Genomic DNA, 19,636 nt, shown 5'->3' on the forward strand with positions numbered 1-19,636 from the left:
GCTAAGCTGGGAGCTAGCCTGCCACTGCCATTTGCCAAGAGAAGCGAATAAAAATTATGGGTCGAGTCGTTGCTGCTGCGGTTTACAGTGCCGGTAAGAGAATCACCGATATCACCCTCGATGAAGGCATTACCTGGGCCGAAAAGCCTGGCCATTTCGTCTGGATCGGCTTGGAGGAGCCCAATGCTCAAGAGCTGACCAACCTGCAAAAACAGTTCAACTTGCACGAACTGGCCATTGAAGACGCCCTGGAAAAACACAGCCGGCCGAAACTGGAAACCTTCGGTGATGCGCTGTTTATCGTGACCTACTCGCCGGTACGTCATGAGGGCAAGCTTGAGTTTATCGAGACTCATATTTTTGCCGGCAAGGGTTATATCATCACCGCCCGCAACGGCCATTCGGCGTCCTACGCCCATGTGCGCCAACGTTGTGAGGCACGGCCTCTGTTACTCGGTCATGGCGAAGACTTTGTGCTCTACGCCCTGCTCGATTTCGTCATCGAAAACTATCAGCCGGTCAGCGAGGCGATTCATGCCGAAATCAATGAGCTGGAACGTAACGTGCTTAGCAGTTCACTGAATGAACGCGATATCCAGAATCTGCATGGCTTGCGCCAAGATCTGCTGCGCTTGCGCCGGTACGTGGCACCGATGGTTGAGATCAGCGAAGAACTGCAGAAGCTGACGTTTCCGTTTATCGACAAGAATATGCGCCCGTACTTCCGCGATGTGCAGATTCATGTGACACGGCAGATGGAAGACCTGGCGACGTTACGCGATATCGCCAGCCAGACCATCGAAATTGGCGTGCTGCTGGAGGCGTCGCGGCAAAGTGTGGTGCAACGCAAGTTCGCTGCCTGGGCGGCGATTCTGGCGCTCCCGACGGCAGTAGCCGGGATTTATGGGATGAACTTCCAGAACATGCCTGAGCTGAGCTGGCACTACGGTTATCATTCGGTGCTGGGGTTTATTGCGCTGGGTTGTTTCGGATTGTGGGTCAGCTTCAAGCGGTCGGGGTGGTTGTAGGTTTCGGACTGTGTTTTTGCAGGTCAAACCGGTCGACTCCATCGCGAGCAGGCTCGCTCCCACAAGTCTTGCACGGACCTTGTGGGAGCGAGCCTGCTCGCGATGCTTTTAGGGGCTTAAGCAGATTCAGCCTTCGGCTTGTGCGCGACGAATCGCATCATCCATTCCGCCACGGTGGCGCCATGGTGTTCATGGACCAGGCTGGCCACGCCGTTCTGGTAGATCAGCTCGCCAAGGGCCTGCTGACGAATCTCCAGCAACGCGCGCGAATAGTCGTGAATGAACTCCGGGTGACCCTGGAAGCACAGCACTTGATCGTTGATGTGATAAGCGGCAAACGGGCAGAAATCGCTGGAAGCGATCACTGTGGCGTTTTCCGGCAGCGCGGTGACCTGGTCCTGATGGCTGATCAACAAGGTCAGTTCTTCGACCACAGGGCTCATCCACGGCGCTTTGGCGGCCAATGTGTAGCTGTGGGTCCCAACACCCCAGCCCTGGGTCGCGCGCTCGCTCTTGCCGCCCAGCAGCAACGCCAACAGTTGATGCCCAAAGCAAATGCCGAGCAGCTTGTCGCCACGCTCATAGCGTGCCAACAAGTAAGTCTTGAGGGTTTGAATCCAAGGATCGGTGCCGAAGGAATCGGCTTTACTGCCGGTGACCAGATAAGCATCGAAAATCAGGTCATCACTGGGGTAATCGCCTTGCATCACGTTGTAGACGGTGAACTCGGCAGCGATCGGTTGCTGCGAAAACAGACGCTGGAACATCTGCCCGTAACCCTGATATTGATCGACCAGTTCTGGACGCAGGATGTCGGTTTCCAGAATGCAGATGCGTAACGACATAAAAAATACCTGACACGATAAAGGCGATAGTGCGCACACCAGAGCCTGCCTTGAAATACCGCTGCAAGGCAAGCCCGGAACGCACCATCGGGCGGTCAGGAATCCTCGGTCAGAACAGCGTCCCTTGAGCTGCTTTCTCCAACAGCAATGTCGGCGGCGCAAAGCGCTCGCCATATTGCTCGGCCAGGTAGTGGGTGCGGGCGATAAAGTCCTTCAAGCCGTATTGGTTGATGAACTGCAGGGCACCACCCGTCCAGGCCGCGAAGCCAATACCGAAGATCGAACCGATGTTGGCATCGGCCGTCGAGTGCAACACGCCCTCCTCCACACAGCGCACGGTTTCGATGGCCTGCACGAACAGCAAGCGATCGCGTACGTCTTGCGCCGAGATCTGACCGTCGGCTTTCTCGAAGCGTGTTTTTAACTCCGGCCACAGGTGTTTTTGCCCGCCGGCCGGATAGTCGTAGAAACCGCCACCGGCCGCTTTACCCGGACGCTTGCATTCATTGAGCAGCAGATCGATCACCGCAAAGGCCGGATGCAGTGTCAGCGGTTTCCCTTCGGCTTGCAGGTCCTTGGCGGTTTGCTGACGGATATGGCTCATCAGACTCAGAGAAACTTCGTCGGAAATCGCCAGCGGCCCAATAGGCATCCCAGCCTTGCGCGCCTCGGTTTCGATCATCGGCGCCGAAATGCCTTCACCGAGCATGGCGATGCCTTCGTTGGTGAACGTGCCAAACACCCGCGACGTGAAGAACCCACGACTGTCGTTGACCACAATCGGGGTTTTCTTGATTTGCAGTACGAAATCAAAACCGCGCGCCAGGGTTTCATCGCTGGTGTTGGCCCCTTTGATGATCTCCACCAGCGGCATTTTGTCCACCGGGCTAAAGAAGTGCAGACCGATGAATTTTTCCTGCTGCGGCACCGCAGTAGCGAGGCCGCTGATGGGCAAGGTCGAGGTGTTGGACGCGATCACCGCATCGGCACCGACCACCTGCTGCGCAACCAACGTGACCTTGGCTTTCAGCTCGCGATCTTCGAACACTGCTTCGATGATCAGGTCACAACCGGCCAAATCAGCATCCTGTTGGGTGGTCTTGATTCGCGCCAGGGTGCTTTCCCGCTGCTCGGCCGTCAGTTGCCCACGCGCGACTTTCTTGTCGAGCAGCATCGCCGAATGCGCTTTGCCCTTTTCGGCGGCGGCGAGGTTGATGTCCTTGAGCACCACCTCGATGCCGGCCACCGCACTGACGTAGGCAATCCCGGCGCCCATCATGCCGGCGCCGAGCACACCGACTTTGCGTGTCACGTACGGTGCGAAACCTTGTGGCCGGGAACTGCCGGCATTGATTTCGTTCAGCTGGAACCAGAAGGTGCCGATCATGTTCTTCGCCACCTGGCCGGTGGTCAGCTCGGTGAAGTAGCGGGTTTCGATCAACTGCGCGGTGTCGAAATCGACTTGGGCGCCTTCAACCGCCGCACACAGGATTTTCTCTGGCGCCGGCAGGCAGCCATTGGTTTTGCTGCGCAGGATCGACGGCGCGATGGCCAGCATTTGCGCCACTTTGGGGTGAGACGGAGTGCCGCCGGGAATCTGGTATCCACTCATATCCCAGCGCTGCTTGACCGTCGGGTTGGCGATGATCCACGCCCGAGCCTTGACCAACAGTTCATCACGATCAGCTGCCAGCTCATCGATCAAACCGGCTTGTAGCGCTTGTTGCGGCGTGACCTTTTTGCCTTCGAGCAGGTACGGCAAGGCTTTCTCCAGCCCCAGCATGCGCACCATACGCACCACTCCGCCACCGCCGGGCAGCAAGCCGAGGGTCACTTCCGGCAAACCAATCTGTACCGATTTATTGTCCAGAGCGACCCGATGATGGCAGGCCAGGCAAATTTCCCAACCACCACCCAGCGCCGCGCCATTGATGGCAGCAACCACAGGTTTACCAAGGGCTTCCAGCGTTCGCAGCTGAGCTTTGAGCACCAGCACCCTGTCGTAGAACGCTTTGGCTTCGGGCTTGCCGACTTTGATCAGTTCATTGAGGTCGCCGCCGGCAAAAAAGGTTTTTTTCGCTGAGGTGATGATCACTCCGGCAATCGACTCTTTGTCGGCCACCAGCCGGGCGACATTGGTGGCCATGGCATCGCGGTAAACCGCGTTCATGGTGTTGGCACTCTGGCCCGGCAGGTCGATGGTCAGAACGACGATCCGGTCCTGACCTTTTTCGTAACGGATGGCATCAGTCATGAAAATGTTTCCTTAAAGTCAGGGCTCAGAGGCGTTCGATGATGGTGGCAATACCCATGCCGCCGCCGACACAGAGCGTCGCCAGGCCATAGCGCAGGCGACGCACTTCCAGCTCATCAAGCAAAGTGCCGAGGATTGCGCAACCCGTGGCGCCCAACGGGTGGCCCATGGCGATGGAACCGCCGTTGACGTTGACCTTGTCCGGGTCGATGGCCATGTCTTTGATGAACTTCAGCACCACCGAAGCAAAGGCTTCGTTGACTTCGAACAGGTCGATGTCTTCGACCCGCAACCCGGCCTTGGCCAGCGCTTTGCGGGTGGCCGGGGCGGGACCGGTGAGCATGATGGTCGGATCGGTACTGGTGACCGCCGTGGCGACGATGCGCGCCCGTGGCTGCAAGCCCAGCTCGCGGCCTTTGGATTCAGAGCCGATCAGCATCAACGCGGCGCCATCGACGATTCCCGAGCTGTTGCCCGGGGTGTGCACATGGTTGATGCGCTCCACATGGCTGTAGACCCGCAATGCCGTGGCGTCGAAACCCATTTGCCCGATCATTTCGAAACTCGGTTTGAGATTGGCCAGGCCTTCCAGCGTGGAGCCCGCGCGAATGAATTCATCGTGATCGAGCAGGACGACGCCGTTTTGATCCCGCACCGGCACTAGCGACTTGTTGAAGGAACCGTCCGCCCTCGCCCGAGCGGCTTTTTGCTGGGAGTGCAGCGCAAAGGTGTCGACATCCTGGCGGCTGAAGCCTTCCAGCGTGGCGATCAGGTCCGCGCCGATGCCCTGAGGCACGAAATGGCTGTGCAGGTTGGTTTGCGGGTCAAGTGCCCAGGCCCCGCCGTCGCTGCCCATCGGCACCCGCGACATGGACTCGACGCCGCCCACGACCACCAGATCCTCGAACCCAGAGCGTACTTTCATGGCGCCGAGGTTGACTGCTTCCAGCCCTGAGGCGCAGAAACGATTGATTTGCAGACCGGCCACGCTGACGTCCCAATCGGCGACAAAGGCGGCAATCTTGGCGATATCCGAACCCTGGTCGCCGACCGGCGTCACGCAGCCGAGCACAATGTCATCCACCTGGCTGGTATCGAGCGCTGTGCGCTGCTGCAGAGCGGTGAGCAGCCCAGCCAACAGGTTCACTGGCTTGACGCTGTGCAAGGCGCCATCAGCCTTACCTTTGCCACGGGGCGTGCGTAACGCATCGAAAATCAAAGCTTCAGTCATGACGTCCTCGAACCGCTGTGCAAGTGAGTTGCAGAGTTCTCACATTAGGCGCAGCAGCGATGGATTCAATGACCGAAGCGCTCACTGGCTTTGACGGTCACGCTCAGACGAACGGTAGCGAGCTAATTGATGACGTGGATTGAGCAACGGAACTGTCTAGCCGAAGGGCGACCAAGCAGATGGCAATAGGCCTCATAGCTTTTTTAAAGCATTTGGTCATTGGTTGATATGGAATGGATCTAAACAAAGCGCCACACGGCCCCTAAGGTAAACCTGTAGGAGGTTGTCGTCGGGCTTTGCCGAGGCCCTCCTCAGAAAGGAAGTACAGCGCTTTGCCGTCATGGAGATATGCAGGCAAGCATTTGACGTTAAATAACAAAAAAGGCAGTCAGCCATGTTCAAACAATCGAAAGTACGTCAGGCCGGGCTCATTCTATTCGCCACTACGCTGCTCCTGATTTTGCCGAACCTCACTAAAGTGATCGGCTAAAGGCGTGGCTGTTTTACAGCGCCCCACTCAATTTGTGCCCCGGTTCGCTACCGGGGTCGGCGCTTGTGTGCCAACCTTCCTGCAAGACTCGGGAGCTCAATAGCGCCGTGTTCGACCACGTCTCCCAGTCACAGCGCAGCCTGTGGGGCGACAAACTTGCAGACAACATGACGGCGGTCATTTGAAACCATTCATTTTGCTTGGGGCCTTGCTGCTCAGCACGCCCTTGTATGCCGCGCAGCTGGTCCTGGAGCTGGGCGCGGGTAGTCGAACCTGGCAAACCGAGGAATTGCTCAAGCACCCTCAAGCCCGGACGATCACTATTACTGACGATGTTTCCTATAAACGGAACATGAGTTATCGCGCTGTGCCGCTGTCTGCATTGCTGACCGGCATCAACGCTGATGACCATTTGCAAGCGGTGGCGCTTGACGGTTTTGCTGCCGAGCTGGCCGCTGCCCCGCTATTGAATCACAACGGTGCTCAAGCCTGGCTGGCGGTGGAAGACCCGCGTAAACCTTGGCCACCGTTGGCCGAGGGCAAACCAAGTGCCGGGCCGTTTTATCTGGTCTGGAGCAACCCCCAAGCCGGCCATATCAGCCCTGAACAGTGGCCTTTCCAGGTCGCCAGTATCAAAAAACTGGCCGCCGTGGCCGAACGTTTCCCGGCCCTGCGCCCTGATCCGAAGCTAGCGGCGAATGACCCGGTGAATCAGGGTTTTGCGTTGTTCCAGAAGAATTGCCTCGCTTGCCATCGCCTGAACGGCGCGGGTGACGCGCAGTTTGGTCCTGATCTGAACATTCCCTTCAGCCCTACCGAATATTTCGGTGCTGACTTCCTCAAGCGTTATATCCGCGACCCGCAAAGCCTGCTCCATTGGCCACAGGCGAAAATGCCCGGCTTCTCCGCAACCGTATTACCGGATGCGGAGTTGGATTTGTTGGTGGGGTATTTGAAGCATATGACGGGGCGTAAGCAGCAGCCCTGAGGTTTTCTCTTGAAATTCTTGGCGGCTATTCAGACGCCATCGCGAGCAAGCCCGCTCCCACACTTGATCTCCTGTGTATCGCAGATAGTGCACACGCCGACGATCTAATGTGGGAGCGGGCTTGCTCGCGATGCGGTATCCCCGTTACTGCTGCTGCACCGAAATAGTCGGCGTCGATGAGACGAAGACTTTGGCGTGCATCTGCTCGCCACCACCGCCACGGCGCATGCCGCGCACCGGGCAGGCGTCCAGGTAGTCGAGGCCGACTGCCAGCTTCAGGTGGCGTTCGGGTCTGGCCAGTTGATTGGTCACATCGAAGCTGTACCAAGCGTCATCGAGCCACGCTTCGGCCCAGGCATGACTGGCCAAGTGTTCGCTGTTCTCGCTGTACAGATAACCCGACACATAGCGCGCCGGAACGCCCAGACTGCGTGCGCAGGCAAGGAACGCATGGGTATGGTCCTGACAGACCCCGGCGCGCCCGGCAAAGGCCTCAGCGGCGCTGGTTTCGACTTCGGTGGAGCCCGGTGTGTAGGTCATGTGCTGGTTCAGACCGTGCATCAAGTCGATCAACCCGCTGCGATCACGACGCTTGAGGCATTGCTGGGCAGCAAAAGCCCGCAAAGCCTCATCCGCCTCGGTCAAGCGAGTATAACGCAAGAATGGCAGCGCCGACTGACTCTCATATTCGGCTTCGCGCTGTTCATCGATGTCTACTTGCCCACGGGCGCCGATGATGATCGCTTCATGGGGTTCATCCATGGTCAGCACATGCAGGATATTACCGAATGGGTCCAATTGAGCACGCACTGGCCGCGGCAAGTCGAGTTGCCAACTGAGCACGTGCTGGCGTTCGCTGTCGTGGGGTGTCAGACGTAAATACTGGATGCTCGCCCGCACCTGATCTTCGTAGCGATAGGTGGTCTCGTGGCTAATGGAAAGTCTCATGCAGCCTCCAGGTAGGAACTGTGAATGGCGTTGCCCAACTGGCGCACCAGCGGGATGAATTCGGTCAGCCAGGCGTGCAGGCCTTCCTCGAGGATTTCGTTGATGCCGGTGTAGCGCAGACGTGCGTCCATTTCGGCCGCGAGGCGTTGCGCTGGCCGGCCGTTGGCGCCCGGCAGGCTGGCGAGGATCTGGTCGATCTCTTCAGTACAAGCGCGCAGGGAACGCGGTACATCGGCCCGCAGCAGCAACAATTCGGCGACGTGTCGCGCACCAGGGGCGTCGCGGTAGATCTCGGTATAGGCCTCGAACGAAGACAATGCGCGCAGCAAAGCACTCCACTGGTAATAGGCGTGGGCGGTACCGTCGCTGACAGCTTCGGCCCGATCGCCCGCCATTTCGTAACGGGCGTCGAGCAGACGCAGGGTGTTGTCGGCGCGCTCGATAAACGTACCGAGGCGGATAAAACGAAACGCATCGTTACGCATGATGGTGCCATAGGAGGCACCACGGAACAGGTGGGAACGCTCCTTGATCCACTCACAGAAACGGCTCATGCCATAGCGACTGAGACCTTGCTCGGCAATACCGCGAATCTCCAGCCAGGTCGCGTTGATGTTTTCCCACATGTCGGCGGTAATTCGCCCACGTACCGCATGGGCACTGGCCCGCGCAGCACCGAGACAGCTGTAGATGCTCGCCGGATTGGCTGCATCCAGGGCGAAAAAATGCAGCAGTCGTTCGGCGTGCAGCGCGCCATGGCGCTCTAGATAGTCTTCCAGCGTGCCGGTAATCAGCAGCGGCATCGCCAGTTCATGCAAACCGTCACCGCGGCCGTCCTGCGGCATCAACGACAACGAATAACTGATATCGAGCATCCGTGCGAGGTTTTCCGCCCGCTCCAGGTAACGCGACATCCAATACAAATCCGAGGCAGTTCTACTTAACATGGCAGGTATCCTTTCAATCCTCGACCACCCAGGTGTCCTTGGTTCCGCCACCCTGGGACGAGTTCACCACCAGGGATCCTTCACGCAGGGCTACACGCGTCAGGCCGCCGGGCACGACCCGGGTTTCGCGGCCAGACAAGACAAACGGACGCAGGTCGATATGGCGCGGGGCAATGCCGTTTTCGACAAAGGTCGGACAAGTAGACAGGCACAATGTCGGTTGGGCGATGTAGGCGTGAGGCTTGGCCTTGATCCGCTCGCGGAACAATTCGATTTCCGCCGCTGTCGCCGCCGGCCCCACCAGCATTCCGTAACCGCCGGAACCTTGAGTTTCCTTGACTACCAATTCGGGCAAGTTCGCCAGCACATGGGACAACTCCTCGGGCTTGCGGCACTGAAAGGTGGGCACGTTCTTGAGGATCGGCTCCTCGTCCAGATAGAAACGGATCATGTCCGTGACAAACGGATAGACCGATTTGTCGTCCGCCACGCCGGTGCCGATGGCATTCGCCAGCACCACATTGCCGGAGCGATAAGACGACAACAGACCAGGCACGCCGAGCATCGAGTCGGGATTGAATGCCAGCGGGTCGAGGAAGGCGTCATCAAGGCGACGGTAGATCACATCCACCGCTTTCGGTCCGTCGGTGGTGCGCATGAACACCCGATCATCACGCACAAACAGATCAGCCCCCTCAACCAGTTCAACGCCCATTTCCCGAGCCAGAAACGCATGTTCGAAGAACGCGCTGTTGAAGCGCCCAGGCGTCAGTACCACGACACTGGGGTTATCCAATGGGCTGGAACTTTTCAGGGTGTCGAGCAACAGGTTGGGATAGTGATCGATCGGCGCAATTCGCTGGGCCGCGAACAACTCGGGGAACAACCGCATCATCATCTTGCGGTCTTCGAGCATGTAGCTGACGCCGCTGGGCGTTCGCAGATTGTCTTCGAGCACGTAATAGGTGCCGTCGCCATCACGCACTAAGTCGACGCCAGAGATGTGCGAATAGATATCGCGATGCAGATCCAGCCCTTGCATCGCCAACTGGTACTGCTCGTTGGCCAGCACTTGTTCGGCCGGAATGATGCCGGCCTTGATGATGCGCTGCTCGTGGTAGAGGTCGGCGAGGAACATGTTCAACGCCTTGACCCGCTGGATGCAGCCACGTTCGACGATCCGCCATTCACTGACGGGAATACTGCGAGGAATGGTGTCGAAGGGAATCAGGCGTTCTGTCCCTTGCTCATCACCATAGAGCGTGAAAGTAATCCCGGCGCGATGAAATAGCAGATCGGCCTCGCGTCGCCGTTGTGCCAAAAGCTCGTCAGGCGTTTCGGATAACCAACGGGCGAACTCCCGATAATGCGGACGGACCTGGCCGCCGGCATCGTACATCTCATCAAAATAGGTGCGGATCATGCCGTACTCCTTGTCACCCGGACACCTAGGCTTCGCAAGCCCCGTGCCAGCGGCATAAACGCTTTAATATCAATCGGTTGGATAATCGCCTGACAAACTCCGCACCATAGCTGTGCAGCAAACGCCCCAACTCTATCGCCCCCGCTTCATTGCGAAGCAATGCCAATGGCTATCACCAGCATAGCCAGACTTGCTTTCACTGCACGCGTGAACCTCTGGAAAATCCGCCGCCGCCAAAAGATCTTCCAACAGCACAAACGAAATCGGCCGACCCTAAGGTCAGCCGATGCTGAGTGTTGATGCTGTTCATAGATGCTATGCGAGTAACCCTCGTACCTCCTGCTTAACGCCCCACCCTTCGATAATCCCGCCCAAAGGCTCGACCACGGCCTCGAAGTCTTGCTCAAAGTCACCAATGCCGCCATAGGTGGCGTACATCACCTTGCTCAACTCCAAATGCCAGGCACCGTCATCACGCACGCTGACCTGAGCATTCAATTGCTCACCGCGAAAATGCCCTGCCGCCCTGCGGGCCCGCTCCTCGTCCGGAAAAATGGCGTAGAACTCAATGGGATGGAACCGGGAAAAGTCAAAACCGCCTTCTTTCATGCGGCGCAGCACGCTGCTGCTGATGTCTTCTTGATAGGCTGTGCTCATGAAACGTCCTCCTCAAACTGATGGATAGACTTTCCGTACTCCCTGCGCTCGCAACCGAATGGCGAAAGCGATACGGCAATAAGATTGCCGCCGGGAAACAAGCATGTAGCTGACAAGACCAGACCTTAGCGATTCATTCGCTGATCTCGATTGCAGAGTAGCGTGAAGCCAGCACCAGTGCCAGAGGGGCTGGCTGCGTATTTGCGAGAGACTCAAGGAGCCGGGGTGATGCCGAGGATTTGAATGCTGCACTGCTCTTTCAGGATTTTGACCGTAGGGTCATCGGTTCGGCCTTCCAGATCATTGAGATCCAGCTCGGCCGGGACAGGGAGAAGTTTTGCACGAATCATTTGCGCAGCCTGCTCCATGCTGGGCTTTTGCTCACAGTCGAAATGCTCTACGGCTTGAACACCATGATCATCTACGAAGGTAACTTCCCACTTTTGCATCAGTGCCTCCTCGGTAAGACCCATGGATGGGCTTACAACATGTCGACCTTGAGCATAGGGCATCGTTCCACCCCCGGAGCCTACGGCTTTGCATAAAAAAGGCCGCGTTTAGGCGACCTTCTTTCAACGGGCAACAGACTCAAACCATTATGGTTTTTCAGCGCGCGCTTTCAGTGCTTTCAAGGTGTTGAACGGGGCATCAACAACAAACTTGTTGGCCAACCACGACGGCACGCTGCCGCCTGGCTCGGTGTGAACCTGGTAGGTCACTTCGATTTGATCGGCGCCTTTGGGGACGAATTTCCAGAAGCCTTTGACCTGAGCGACCCGCACGAAACCCTTCTCTTCAGGAACGTAGGTAGGCACGCCTTCCAGCTTGCGGGTCAGGCTGCCATCGGTGCCCTCGACGGTAGTGACGTGCAGTACTGAATCGCGGGCAGTCACCGGCCAGGGTGTATTGAACTGGGTGTAGGTCCAGGTTTGATCGCCTTCGTGCTTGAGCAGCTTCTGCGACTTGCACTCATGGATCCAGGCGCAGGCGCCCACAACGTCTTCCTGCAGGCCGCGTAACTTGGCCATGGAGGTCTTCATGATCGTCACGCCGCGGTAGGCCTTGTATTGGGAGCCGGCGACTTCACTCAAGGAAATCTTGATTCCGTCCTCATCCTTGGCAGTCTGCCAATCTTCGGCCTGGGCCGTTGCGGCCAGCAAAACGGTCAAACCACACAGCACAGCTATTCGATGCAGCGAACCCATTGTCTTATTCCTTATTGTTGAAGTTCCGTTCATTGAAACTAAGCCGCCGTCATTTGCTCCCACCAACCCAGTAATTTGATGGCTTCTTCACGGCTGCCACCGCACACCTCGACATCCGCCTGAAAAGCCCCGCAGACCGCCGGCCGTTCGGGCATCCCGAAGATAGCGCACAGGTGTTCGGCAGAAAGATGCAGGCAACGTTCTCCCGCGACCTTGCCATTGGGCATGCCGGGAATCGGAGTACTGATGGAAGGGGCAATGCAACAAGCGCCACAGCCTTCACGGCATTTCATGACGACAAACTCCTCGCGACGGGCAAAGTGTTTAATGACGCAGGATAGAGTACCCGCTAAAACAGCCGTTTGAAATTGCTGCGACAGTGGTTTTTCCGCTCAAACAGCCGTGACTGACCAGTCTCCGACAAAGCGTCAAGATCACGGGTCACAGTCGGTATTTGTATTTACTGCTTGAACTCGAACTCAAGCGCTGCACCCTCGACATCCCGGCGCTCTTCCTTACGCAGCTGCAACCCCATTTCATTGTTGATCAAGCGGCCGTTCAGCTGGAACGGGCCGCTTTCCTTGGGTTTCTCGCCAAGCAGTTTCGGCAGCAAAGACGCACGGTTGCTCTGCACAAGAGTACCTGGCGGCTGCAAGTGGCTGACCATTTCCTGCGGCAGGCTCAGGTCCAGATTGGCGGGGGGCAATGGGGTCTTCACCACTTCACTCGCAGGCTTGGACTTGGATGCGATAGGCGCGCGCTTTTTGACGGACGTCGGCTTTTTGACAGGAATGGTTTTTTTTACCGCCTCAGGCTTCTGTGATTTAGCCGTAGGGGCCGTCACAATGGGCTTGTCCTCGCTGGAAGCCGCCATCACTGCACCACTATTGAAGGCACTCAATAGACCGACTAACAACCAGACAACAGGACAAGTCGCTTTCATAGACACTACAGCAATAAGGCAGGGGGCCATATGCTCGCTTGTTGAACTGTCCATGACAAGCGCGCCTATTAACCAACCATCCGACAGGGTCTTTCGCCCCTGTCAAAAACCGCCCGCCGCCTCCTGACAAAGCTGACTGGCCAGCATGCCCAACGTCATCAGCGTTCGTTCGGCCTCTCGATTCCAAGGGATACCGCAATTCAATCGAATGCAGTGATTAAACTGCTCGGTGTTACTGAAAATCAGCCCCGGCGCGATACTGATGCCCTGCTGCAAAGCGCGAACATGCAACTCCTGGGTGTTGACCCGTCCAGGCAGGCTGACCCAAAGGATAAAGCCGCCCGTGGGTCGGGTCATCTGCGTGCCTTCCGGGAAGTACTGCTGCACCGCCAGTTGAAAAGCGCTGAGGTTCTTGCGGTATTCCTGACGGATATAGCGCAAGTGGCGATCGTATCCGCCATTCTCCAGATAAGCCGCGATACCCATCTGCGTGACGCTGCAGGCAGAATGAGTGCTGAACGTCTGCAAACGCTGGATTTCCTGTTGGTACTTGCCAGCGATCATCCAGCCGATCCGCACACCGGGCGACAAGGTCTTGGAAAAACTTGAACAGTAGATCACCCGATCCAGCCGGTCGTAAGCTTTCAACGCCTTGGTGCGCCCCTGCTCGAACATCAGTTCGCCGTAAATATCGTCCTCTACGATCTGGATGTCGAAATCCGAAGCCAGGCGCAACAACTGCTTCTGCCGCTCCTCAGGCATGGTGCCGCCCAATGGATTGCTCAGGCGCGTGGTCAGAACCAGTGCCTTGATCGACCACTGGTTGGCCGCCAATTGCAGGGCTTCCAGACTCATGCCCGTAGAGGGGTCGCTGGGGATTTCGATGACTTTCAGGCCCAGCAGATCGGCCAGTTGCAACAGGCCGTAATAGGTCGGCGACTCGGCGGCGATCAGGTCACCCGGACGGGTCAGGACCCGCAGAGACATCTGCAAGGCATCGACGCAACCGTGGGTAATCACCACTTCCGATGGATCGACCACCACCCCGGCATCGCGCATGCGGATCGCTACTTGGCGGCGCAACGGCTCAAAACCTGGGCTGAACATATAGCTGAAGGCCCGCGGGCTATGGAAGCGCGTGACCTTGGCCAATTGCTGATGCAACGCGCGCACCGGCAGATAGTCGACACTGGGGACCGCGGCCCCCAGCGGAAACACGCCTTCGCGCCGGGATTCGACCAACACCTGCTGAATGATGCTGCTGCGAGTGACTAGACCTGGCCGCTCGACCCGGGCGATGTCCGGAGTTGGCGCAGTCAGGGCCGGCGTCTGGTGCACGTAATAGCCCGATTGCGGCCGCGCACGGATCAGCCCCTGATCTTCAAGATTGGCGTAAGCCTGAAGCACCGTCGCATGGCTGACATTGAGCTGCGAGCTCATCTTGCGCACCGAGGGCACGCGTTCCCCCGGCTGATAGACGCCACGACGGATATCCTCAGCCAACTGCTGAGCGATACGTTGATAGAGCAAGAGATTGGTCATGACGCAGCACTCGATTTCACGGGTATTTTATTCTTGTGTGAAACAATACCGGAACAGTTTAGAAGTGTACGGGGACAGTTGCCACAATAGTCGACCGTACAGTGCAGTGTCAGCAAAAACTGTACTGTATTGCGAGCCGATTGGCAGGTACAAAAAAACCCGGCACCTTACGGTTACCGGGCTTTCAGTTGCGAGGGCCTTAGCGCGAAGCGCCGAGCTGACCTTTTTCGTCGGAAAACACAATTTCTACCCGACGGTTCTGCGCGCGACCGCGCTCAGTGGCGTTCACGTCCACCGGGTATTCATCGCCATAGCCTTCGACCTGAATGCGTTTGTCATCAATGCCCAGGTCCATCAGCACATCTGCCACCGATTGCGCGCGGTCGCGGGACAGCTGGAGATTGTCCTGCTTGCCGCCGGTGCTGTCAGTGTAGCCCTCGATCCTCACCACACGCTTGGGATTGAGCTGCAGGAACTGAACGATCTTCAGCACCACACGGTTCGCCGAGCTCTTCAACTCCGCTTCGCCGGTGTCAAACAATACGTCGCCCAAGGTCATCACCAGCCCGCGATCGGTCTGGGTGGTGGCCAGCGCCACGATCTGTTCTTCCAGCCACTTGCCCTGCTGCTGCACGCTGAGCAACTTGGATTCGCGCAGAGCCAGCTGTAGTCGCTGACGCTCCAGTTCGAGCTTCGCAGCCTGCTCCTCGTTGAGTACCTGGTTGGTGTGTTCACGGGCAATTTCGCTGTAGCGCTGGCTCAGATACGCGTAATGCACCACGTCGTAACCGCTGCCCCAGTAGGTGGACAGACGATCGGCTCGAGCCAGGGACTCACCGGCACGAATGACGTCCTTGGGCGCGATACGCAACACGTTGGAATCTTCCTTGACCTTCTGGAAGTCAGCACCGGCCTGCTGCAACGCGACCTCGCTGTGCTGACCGGCACAGCCATAAAGGCTGGCGCAGCCTGCTAGGATCAAACCACCGATTGCTTTGGTCTTGAGGCTCATTGGGCATCTCCCAGTTGCTTGCGCAGACGAGCGATGCGGGTATTGAGTACGTCCAACTGCTCCTGGCTCTTGAGGGTCAGGACCTTGGCTTCGGCCAGACGCGCGTCCAGCTCGGCTTGTTCGGCCCGCATGCGTGCATTTCTGAAGGACTGGTCGGCCATGTTGCCCTTGGCACGGTTGAACTTGTCTTCGGCCAGTTTCAGCTCTGGCACATCATCAATCGTGGCGCCAACGGCTTTGGCTTGTTCGAGTGCCTGTTTGGTCAAACGCATTTGTTCATTCGGCGCCGGATCGGCTGCACAACCCGCCAGAGCCAGAACCGCCAGGGCAGCGAAAAGAGGTCGAATAGTCACTAAAAATCCCTACTGTTTTTGGGCGCTGACGGGTTGCTGTAGCTGTGCCTTCCAACGCTCAAGATTGCGCTGCAGCACGGCTTCCGTCAGACCGGACGCGGGCAATTCTGTCATCTTTTTGGCCAACTGTCCGCGTAACCATGGGTCGTTGCAGGCAGAGTTATGGGAAACCGCGAGGAACAAGCCAGGTTTGTCGATCGGTTGCGGATGGGCCACCAGATCATTGACCATGCCCAGGGTCTGGGCCATCGCCATCCCCGCGTAACGCCCGGCCAGTACATATTCCACTTCGCCTAACAGCAATTTCTGAAAAGCCTGGGTCAAGTTTGGTTGACGCCCAATGCTCAATTGCTTCTCGGCGAAGGCTTCGAACGGTGCAGTCAATCGGGCCTTTTCCGACACGGCGCCGGGATGACCGTGCAGATCCTTCGCTTCGTTGTAGACCAGAAGCGAATCCTTGCGAGTCCAGACCAGGTAGTCGTTTTCCACCAGCGCAGGATGAATGTAATCCAGCGATTCCAGCTCACTCACCATTAAGGGTGCATCGGCAAGGATATCCATGCGCCCGGTACGTACTTCATCCAGGGCTTGCGAGCGATTGCCCGCGTACAGCAATTCGACTTTGAGCCCTAGCTCACCGGCGATCTGTTGCAACAGATCGGCGCTGGCACCGATCAAATGCTTCGGGTCTTGCGGGTCGCGCCACAGGTACGGCGGTGCATCCGGGCTGCCCGTCACCACCAGGCGCTCGCATTTGCCCGCAGCCATCGACAGCATCGGCAACAGCGACAATCCCAGCAGCGACATACAGCCCAAGCGACGCAAATCCATGTCGAATCTCTCCCAGCCAAATCGAAACATCGAGTAAGGGGCGGAATTTAATGCACGCCATCCTCTGACACCACCGCTCATTCAATTAACCCTTGGTTCCAGACAGCCGATGGCGCTGACGAGAGGGGTCATCACAGGGCCAATAGCTGGCGACAATGAGCTTCATCTACTAGGATTTCCGCCACATGGAACCGTGCCGTGTTATCAGCCACCACTTGGTCAGGGAGAGGTCAATGACCCCGATTCATGATGCCGAGCGGACCTATCGCACATGGTCTAGCCCAATCTTGCTTGAGCTGAAGGAGAGAGCACATCAACTAAATCCTTCAGACCGCCAGGCACTTGAAAATGTGTTGATAGAGAGAAGGCTTCTGAACACCGGAAACCCTTCTGGCACAGATCGACGCAACGCTGGATCGCCTGATTAGCAGCAGGCCTAAACAGCCGCCTTTGCAGGATGATCCGGCAGGCTTTCTGCGATTTTGGTGCTCCTTCAGGTACCGCCGCCCAACCCTTCTTTCGCATTGGTAAAGGCGGTACCCGCCTCCCTCACAAGCTTTCGCCATTCGCCACTATCGATGATGCCGTTGCGCTCAAGCTCATCAGCGGCCTTGAGCAACTCATTATAATGAGCCTCCGCATTCATTCGAATTTTGGGGTCTTCCAAGAGCTTGCGCCAAGCAAGCAATGCCCGTTCCTTCCGATCGTCACTCATGAAAAGACTCCACGTCGACTGCCTACCCTGTAGAAGCCAGCCAGCACCTGATCGTTCAGTGAGTCTGACGTGTGGAGCTCTTGCGGTGACGTATTAGGTCCAGTGCAGCTCTTTCATTCTGACCTACGCCCCCCCCTCTCACCCTACCCTCTTAATCCGCTCTGCTACGCTTTCGCTTAGTGGCAACTCAAGGGCTCGCGCCGCAACAGGCACCTTCCTTCTGCACGGGCCACGTAGATGCTGACCTGCCAAGGAGCCTGAAATGAAGTGTGCACTTTTTGCAATGACAGCTCTGCTCTTTTGCTCATCGGCCATGGCCTCGCCCCCAGACGGGGAAGCACTTTTTCAAGAGAACTGTAGTGCCTGCCATGGGCCTAGAGGCATGGGAGGCTCAGCACCTAAGCTGGCGGGAGATGCCAGTGAGTGGAAGTCAAAGGTGTTTGAGCGGGCCGTATTGAGCGGTGTCGACGACCATGGAAAGCCTCTAAAGGCGCCAATGCCACACTGGAAGAGCACCAGCTTCAATGCTGACAACGGTGTAAGGCCAAGTAAGCTTGAAGTTGATGCGATACAGCAGTATTTGCATAGGCAAAAGTAGCGATTTGGCCTCGGTCAGTCTTTAAAACAGCGCCGGGCTCTTTCATTTCTGCGACAAGCCCTTCACGAAGCCTTCACTTTGAGGCGCCTAGATTGAACCTGTTCCCTTCAAGAATCCCCTTTAAGCCCGCCCGCATGCGGGCTTTTTTCTGCCTGCAAGCTTTCCTCTCTCAATGGAGGATCGAGCCATGACCCGCCCCAAATTCCGGCCAGTCATCCTGGCGCACCTAAACCTCAACCTGCAGAACGGCTTAAGGCGCCCTAGAGTGGCATAGGAAATGCTGTTTTGGCCCTAAACCCAAACCCCAGAAACGCAAAACCCCCGACTTCCGCGAGGGAAATCAGGGGTTTGGCTTGTAACTAATATGGCGGTGAAGGAGGGATTCGAACCCTCGATACAATTTCTTGTATACACACTTTCCAGGCGTGCTCCTTAAGCCTCTCGGACACCTCACCGTATCTCGTCAAACTAATTCAGTCTGTCGAGGCGCGCTAATGTAGTCGAAAGCTTTTCCGATGGCAAATATTTTTTTCAGAATTTTCATGCGCTTAGGCATTTATGTCGCCCGGCACGATTGGACGCTGTGTTTGGCCATGGCAAACCGGCCAATCTCTGGCCTTGCGTTCACCTCTATATAGAGGGCAATACGCCGCCGGCATGGTCGACTACGCTTGCCGGGCGAGAAAAGGCTGACTCATCAGTCAGTCACCGCGCTTTACCTGACCTACGACGGTGGGTAACGTCTGCCCCACTTCATTACAAGGAATAGCGTCATGAGTGAGTTGATTTCCTACCACCTCGAAGACGGTATCGCGACCCTGACGTTGAGCAATGGCAAGGTCAATGCCATTTCCCCGGACGTGATTGCTGCTTTCAATGCTGCGCTGGATCAGGCGGTGAAGGATCGCGCCGTGGTGATCATCACCGGTCAGCCGGGGATTCTGTCGGGCGGTTATGACTTGAAGGTGATGACGGCCGGCCCTAAAGAAGCGGTCAGCCTGGTGACTGCGGGGTCGACCCTGGCCCGTCGCCTGTTGTCTCACCCCTTCCCGGTCGTTGTAGCTTGCCCTGGGCATGCGGTGGCCAAAGGTGCCTTTATTCTGTTGTCGGTGGATTACCGGATCGGCGTCGAGGGTCCGTTCAGCATCGGCCTGAACGAAGTTCAGATCGGCATGACCATGCACCACGCCGGCATTGAGCTGGCCCGTGATCGTCTGCGCAAGTCGGCGTTCCATCGTTCGGTGATCAACGGCGAGATGTTTGATCCAAAAAGCGCGGTGGATGCGGGCTTCCTCGACAAGGTCGTGGCGCCAGAAGAGTTGCAAGCCGCTGCGCTGGCAGCCGCGCGTCAATTGAAGAAAATCAACATGACCGCCCACAAGAACACCAAACTGAAAGTGCGCAAGGCACTGCTGGAGACGCTGGACAACGCGATCATCCAGGATCAGGAACATTTGGTTTAAAGCCAAAGCCGCTCTATAGAAAAGCCCGACCCTTGACAGACTGTGTGAAAACACAGCCGGCCAAGGCCAAAAAACAAATGCCCCGACTTGTCGGGGCATTTGTTTTTCTGAGGTGCTCAGGAAAAAAGGGCCTTTCAGCCCATCAATGCCATCAATTGACGCG

21 protein-coding genes and 1 tRNA gene are annotated in these 19,636 nt (G+C 57.3%); 5 read left to right on the plus strand and 17 right to left on the minus strand.

Annotated elements, in window-relative coordinates:
* The first annotated feature begins 56 nt into the window (after positions 1 to 56).
* The gene (locus ACN1C3_RS14710) at positions 57 to 1,028 is read left to right on the plus strand and encodes a magnesium and cobalt transport protein CorA (RefSeq protein WP_419116534.1); all 972 of its coding nucleotides are present in this window, start codon (positions 57 to 59) and stop codon (positions 1,026 to 1,028) included.
* 116 nt (positions 1,029 to 1,144) lie between these two features.
* Here ACN1C3_RS14710 and ACN1C3_RS14715 read toward each other — a convergent pair whose 3' ends face one another.
* The 3 genes from ACN1C3_RS14715 to ACN1C3_RS14725 all read right to left on the minus strand — a co-directional run bounded on the left by ACN1C3_RS14715 (position 1,145) and on the right by ACN1C3_RS14725 (position 5,358).
* Positions 1,145 to 1,873 carry an amidotransferase gene (locus ACN1C3_RS14715; protein ID WP_419116535.1) on the minus strand — a complete coding sequence of 243 codons (729 nt, stop codon included), beginning with the start codon at positions 1,871 to 1,873 and terminating at the stop codon, positions 1,145 to 1,147.
* A 109-nt stretch (positions 1,874 to 1,982) separates the two neighbouring features.
* Positions 1,983 to 4,127 carry a 3-hydroxyacyl-CoA dehydrogenase NAD-binding domain-containing protein gene (locus ACN1C3_RS14720; protein ID WP_419116536.1) on the minus strand — a complete coding sequence of 715 codons (2,145 nt, stop codon included), beginning with the start codon at positions 4,125 to 4,127 and terminating at the stop codon, positions 1,983 to 1,985.
* 25 nt (positions 4,128 to 4,152) lie between these two features.
* Positions 4,153 to 5,358 carry an acetyl-CoA C-acetyltransferase gene (locus ACN1C3_RS14725; RefSeq protein WP_419116537.1) on the minus strand — a complete coding sequence of 402 codons (1,206 nt, stop codon included), beginning with the start codon at positions 5,356 to 5,358 and terminating at the stop codon, positions 4,153 to 4,155.
* Positions 5,359 to 6,029: 671 nt separating this feature from the next.
* Between ACN1C3_RS14725 and ACN1C3_RS14730 the strand changes: the two genes are divergently transcribed.
* Positions 6,030 to 6,836, plus strand: a complete 807-nt coding sequence (locus ACN1C3_RS14730; RefSeq protein ID WP_419116538.1) for a c-type cytochrome — start codon at positions 6,030 to 6,032, stop codon at positions 6,834 to 6,836.
* A gap of 144 nt (positions 6,837 to 6,980) precedes the next feature.
* On the opposite strand, the gene ACN1C3_RS14735 is transcribed toward ACN1C3_RS14730, so the two are convergent.
* The 12 genes from ACN1C3_RS14735 to ACN1C3_RS14790 all read right to left on the minus strand — a co-directional run bounded on the left by ACN1C3_RS14735 (position 6,981) and on the right by ACN1C3_RS14790 (position 16,697).
* The gene (locus ACN1C3_RS14735) at positions 6,981 to 7,784 is read right to left on the minus strand and encodes a transglutaminase family protein (RefSeq protein ID WP_419116539.1); all 804 of its coding nucleotides are present in this window, start codon (positions 7,782 to 7,784) and stop codon (positions 6,981 to 6,983) included.
* Positions 7,781 to 8,731: an alpha-E domain-containing protein gene (locus tag ACN1C3_RS14740; protein ID WP_419116540.1), complete on the minus strand. Its 951-nt coding sequence runs from the start codon at positions 8,729 to 8,731 to the stop codon at positions 7,781 to 7,783. Before ACN1C3_RS14740 ends, ACN1C3_RS14735 begins: the two co-directional genes overlap by 4 nt.
* Before the next feature lie 13 nt (positions 8,732 to 8,744).
* Positions 8,745 to 10,154 carry a circularly permuted type 2 ATP-grasp protein gene (locus tag ACN1C3_RS14745; protein ID WP_419116541.1) on the minus strand — a complete coding sequence of 470 codons (1,410 nt, stop codon included), beginning with the start codon at positions 10,152 to 10,154 and terminating at the stop codon, positions 8,745 to 8,747.
* A 315-nt stretch (positions 10,155 to 10,469) separates the two neighbouring features.
* A complete protein-coding gene (locus ACN1C3_RS14750) occupies positions 10,470 to 10,811 on the minus strand; it encodes a ribonuclease E inhibitor RraB (RefSeq protein WP_419116542.1) in 342 nt (113 codons plus the stop codon).
* 212 nt (positions 10,812 to 11,023) lie between these two features.
* Positions 11,024 to 11,260 (minus strand): hypothetical protein, encoded by a 237-nt coding sequence (locus ACN1C3_RS14755; RefSeq protein WP_419116543.1) that lies wholly within the window; start codon positions 11,258 to 11,260, stop codon positions 11,024 to 11,026.
* 147 nt (positions 11,261 to 11,407) lie between these two features.
* Entirely contained in the window at positions 11,408 to 12,016 is a 609-nt protein-coding gene (locus tag ACN1C3_RS14760) for an START domain-containing protein (RefSeq protein ID WP_419116544.1), read from the minus strand.
* Positions 12,017 to 12,054: 38 nt separating this feature from the next.
* A complete protein-coding gene (locus ACN1C3_RS14765) occupies positions 12,055 to 12,309 on the minus strand; it encodes a YkgJ family cysteine cluster protein (RefSeq protein ID WP_419116545.1) in 255 nt (84 codons plus the stop codon).
* A gap of 167 nt (positions 12,310 to 12,476) precedes the next feature.
* Entirely contained in the window at positions 12,477 to 12,959 is a 483-nt protein-coding gene (locus ACN1C3_RS14770) for a translation initiation factor 2 (protein WP_419116559.1), read from the minus strand.
* 102 nt (positions 12,960 to 13,061) lie between these two features.
* Entirely contained in the window at positions 13,062 to 14,501 is a 1,440-nt protein-coding gene (locus tag ACN1C3_RS14775) for a PLP-dependent aminotransferase family protein (protein WP_419116546.1), read from the minus strand.
* A 199-nt stretch (positions 14,502 to 14,700) separates the two neighbouring features.
* The gene (locus tag ACN1C3_RS14780) at positions 14,701 to 15,513 is read right to left on the minus strand and encodes an OmpA family protein (protein ID WP_419116547.1); all 813 of its coding nucleotides are present in this window, start codon (positions 15,511 to 15,513) and stop codon (positions 14,701 to 14,703) included.
* Positions 15,510 to 15,866, minus strand: coding sequence for a DUF4398 domain-containing protein (locus ACN1C3_RS14785; RefSeq protein ID WP_419116548.1), 357 nt, complete (start codon positions 15,864 to 15,866; stop codon positions 15,510 to 15,512). Before ACN1C3_RS14785 ends, ACN1C3_RS14780 begins: the two co-directional genes overlap by 4 nt.
* Positions 15,867 to 15,875: 9 nt before the next feature.
* A complete protein-coding gene (locus tag ACN1C3_RS14790; protein ID WP_419116549.1) occupies positions 15,876 to 16,697 on the minus strand; it encodes a substrate-binding periplasmic protein in 822 nt (273 codons plus the stop codon).
* A 233-nt stretch (positions 16,698 to 16,930) separates the two neighbouring features.
* On the opposite strand from ACN1C3_RS14790, the gene ACN1C3_RS14795 reads away from it, so the two are divergent.
* The gene (locus tag ACN1C3_RS14795) at positions 16,931 to 17,125 is read left to right on the plus strand and encodes a hypothetical protein (RefSeq protein WP_419116550.1); all 195 of its coding nucleotides are present in this window, start codon (positions 16,931 to 16,933) and stop codon (positions 17,123 to 17,125) included.
* A gap of 65 nt (positions 17,126 to 17,190) precedes the next feature.
* Here ACN1C3_RS14795 and ACN1C3_RS14800 read toward each other — a convergent pair whose 3' ends face one another.
* Positions 17,191 to 17,412, minus strand: coding sequence for a hypothetical protein (locus tag ACN1C3_RS14800; protein ID WP_419116551.1), 222 nt, complete (start codon positions 17,410 to 17,412; stop codon positions 17,191 to 17,193).
* A 313-nt stretch (positions 17,413 to 17,725) separates the two neighbouring features.
* On the opposite strand from ACN1C3_RS14800, the gene ACN1C3_RS14805 reads away from it, so the two are divergent.
* Positions 17,726 to 18,010, plus strand: a complete 285-nt coding sequence (locus ACN1C3_RS14805; protein ID WP_419116560.1) for a c-type cytochrome — start codon at positions 17,726 to 17,728, stop codon at positions 18,008 to 18,010.
* A gap of 365 nt (positions 18,011 to 18,375) precedes the next feature.
* Here the strand turns inward: ACN1C3_RS14805 and ACN1C3_RS14810 are convergent.
* A tRNA-Ser gene (locus tag ACN1C3_RS14810) sits at positions 18,376 to 18,465 on the minus strand.
* A 318-nt stretch (positions 18,466 to 18,783) separates the two neighbouring features.
* Here ACN1C3_RS14810 and ACN1C3_RS14815 point away from each other — a divergent pair.
* Positions 18,784 to 19,473 (plus strand): crotonase/enoyl-CoA hydratase family protein, encoded by a 690-nt coding sequence (locus ACN1C3_RS14815; protein WP_419116552.1) that lies wholly within the window; start codon positions 18,784 to 18,786, stop codon positions 19,471 to 19,473.
* Positions 19,474 to 19,636: the final 163 nt, after the last annotated feature.

The organism is Pseudomonas sp. H11T01 (assembly GCF_048515765.1).
Classification (GTDB): domain Bacteria; phylum Pseudomonadota; class Gammaproteobacteria; order Pseudomonadales; family Pseudomonadaceae; genus Aquipseudomonas.

Bases quoted from the DNA above. Each gene is read 5' to 3' on its own strand.
- ACN1C3_RS14710 (WP_419116534.1), top strand. From the start codon at position 57: ATGGGTCGAGTCGTTGCTGCTGCGGTTTACAGTGCCGGTAAGAGAATC.
- ACN1C3_RS14715 (WP_419116535.1), bottom strand. From the start codon at position 1,873: ATGTCGTTACGCATCTGCATTCTGGAAACCGACATCCTGCGTCCAGAA.
- ACN1C3_RS14720 (WP_419116536.1), bottom strand. From the start codon at position 4,127: ATGACTGATGCCATCCGTTACGAAAAAGGTCAGGACCGGATCGTCGTT.
- ACN1C3_RS14725 (WP_419116537.1), bottom strand. From the start codon at position 5,358: ATGACTGAAGCTTTGATTTTCGATGCGTTACGCACGCCCCGTGGCAAA.
- ACN1C3_RS14735 (WP_419116539.1), bottom strand. From the start codon at position 7,784: ATGAGACTTTCCATTAGCCACGAGACCACCTATCGCTACGAAGATCAG.
- ACN1C3_RS14740 (WP_419116540.1), bottom strand. From the start codon at position 8,731: ATGTTAAGTAGAACTGCCTCGGATTTGTATTGGATGTCGCGTTACCTG.
- ACN1C3_RS14745 (WP_419116541.1), bottom strand. From the start codon at position 10,154: ATGATCCGCACCTATTTTGATGAGATGTACGATGCCGGCGGCCAGGTC.
- ACN1C3_RS14750 (WP_419116542.1), bottom strand. From the start codon at position 10,811: ATGAGCACAGCCTATCAAGAAGACATCAGCAGCAGCGTGCTGCGCCGC.
- ACN1C3_RS14755 (WP_419116543.1), bottom strand. From the start codon at position 11,260: ATGCAAAAGTGGGAAGTTACCTTCGTAGATGATCATGGTGTTCAAGCC.
- ACN1C3_RS14760 (WP_419116544.1), bottom strand. From the start codon at position 12,016: ATGGGTTCGCTGCATCGAATAGCTGTGCTGTGTGGTTTGACCGTTTTG.
- ACN1C3_RS14765 (WP_419116545.1), bottom strand. From the start codon at position 12,309: ATGAAATGCCGTGAAGGCTGTGGCGCTTGTTGCATTGCCCCTTCCATC.
- ACN1C3_RS14770 (WP_419116559.1), bottom strand. From the start codon at position 12,959: ATGAAAGCGACTTGTCCTGTTGTCTGGTTGTTAGTCGGTCTATTGAGT.
- ACN1C3_RS14775 (WP_419116546.1), bottom strand. From the start codon at position 14,501: ATGACCAATCTCTTGCTCTATCAACGTATCGCTCAGCAGTTGGCTGAG.
- ACN1C3_RS14780 (WP_419116547.1), bottom strand. From the start codon at position 15,513: ATGAGCCTCAAGACCAAAGCAATCGGTGGTTTGATCCTAGCAGGCTGC.
- ACN1C3_RS14790 (WP_419116549.1), bottom strand. From the start codon at position 16,697: ATGGATTTGCGTCGCTTGGGCTGTATGTCGCTGCTGGGATTGTCGCTG.
- ACN1C3_RS14795 (WP_419116550.1), top strand. From the start codon at position 16,931: ATGACCCCGATTCATGATGCCGAGCGGACCTATCGCACATGGTCTAGC.
- ACN1C3_RS14800 (WP_419116551.1), bottom strand. From the start codon at position 17,412: ATGAGTGACGATCGGAAGGAACGGGCATTGCTTGCTTGGCGCAAGCTC.
- ACN1C3_RS14805 (WP_419116560.1), top strand. From the start codon at position 17,726: ATGGCCTCGCCCCCAGACGGGGAAGCACTTTTTCAAGAGAACTGTAGT.
- ACN1C3_RS14815 (WP_419116552.1), top strand. From the start codon at position 18,784: ATGAGTGAGTTGATTTCCTACCACCTCGAAGACGGTATCGCGACCCTG.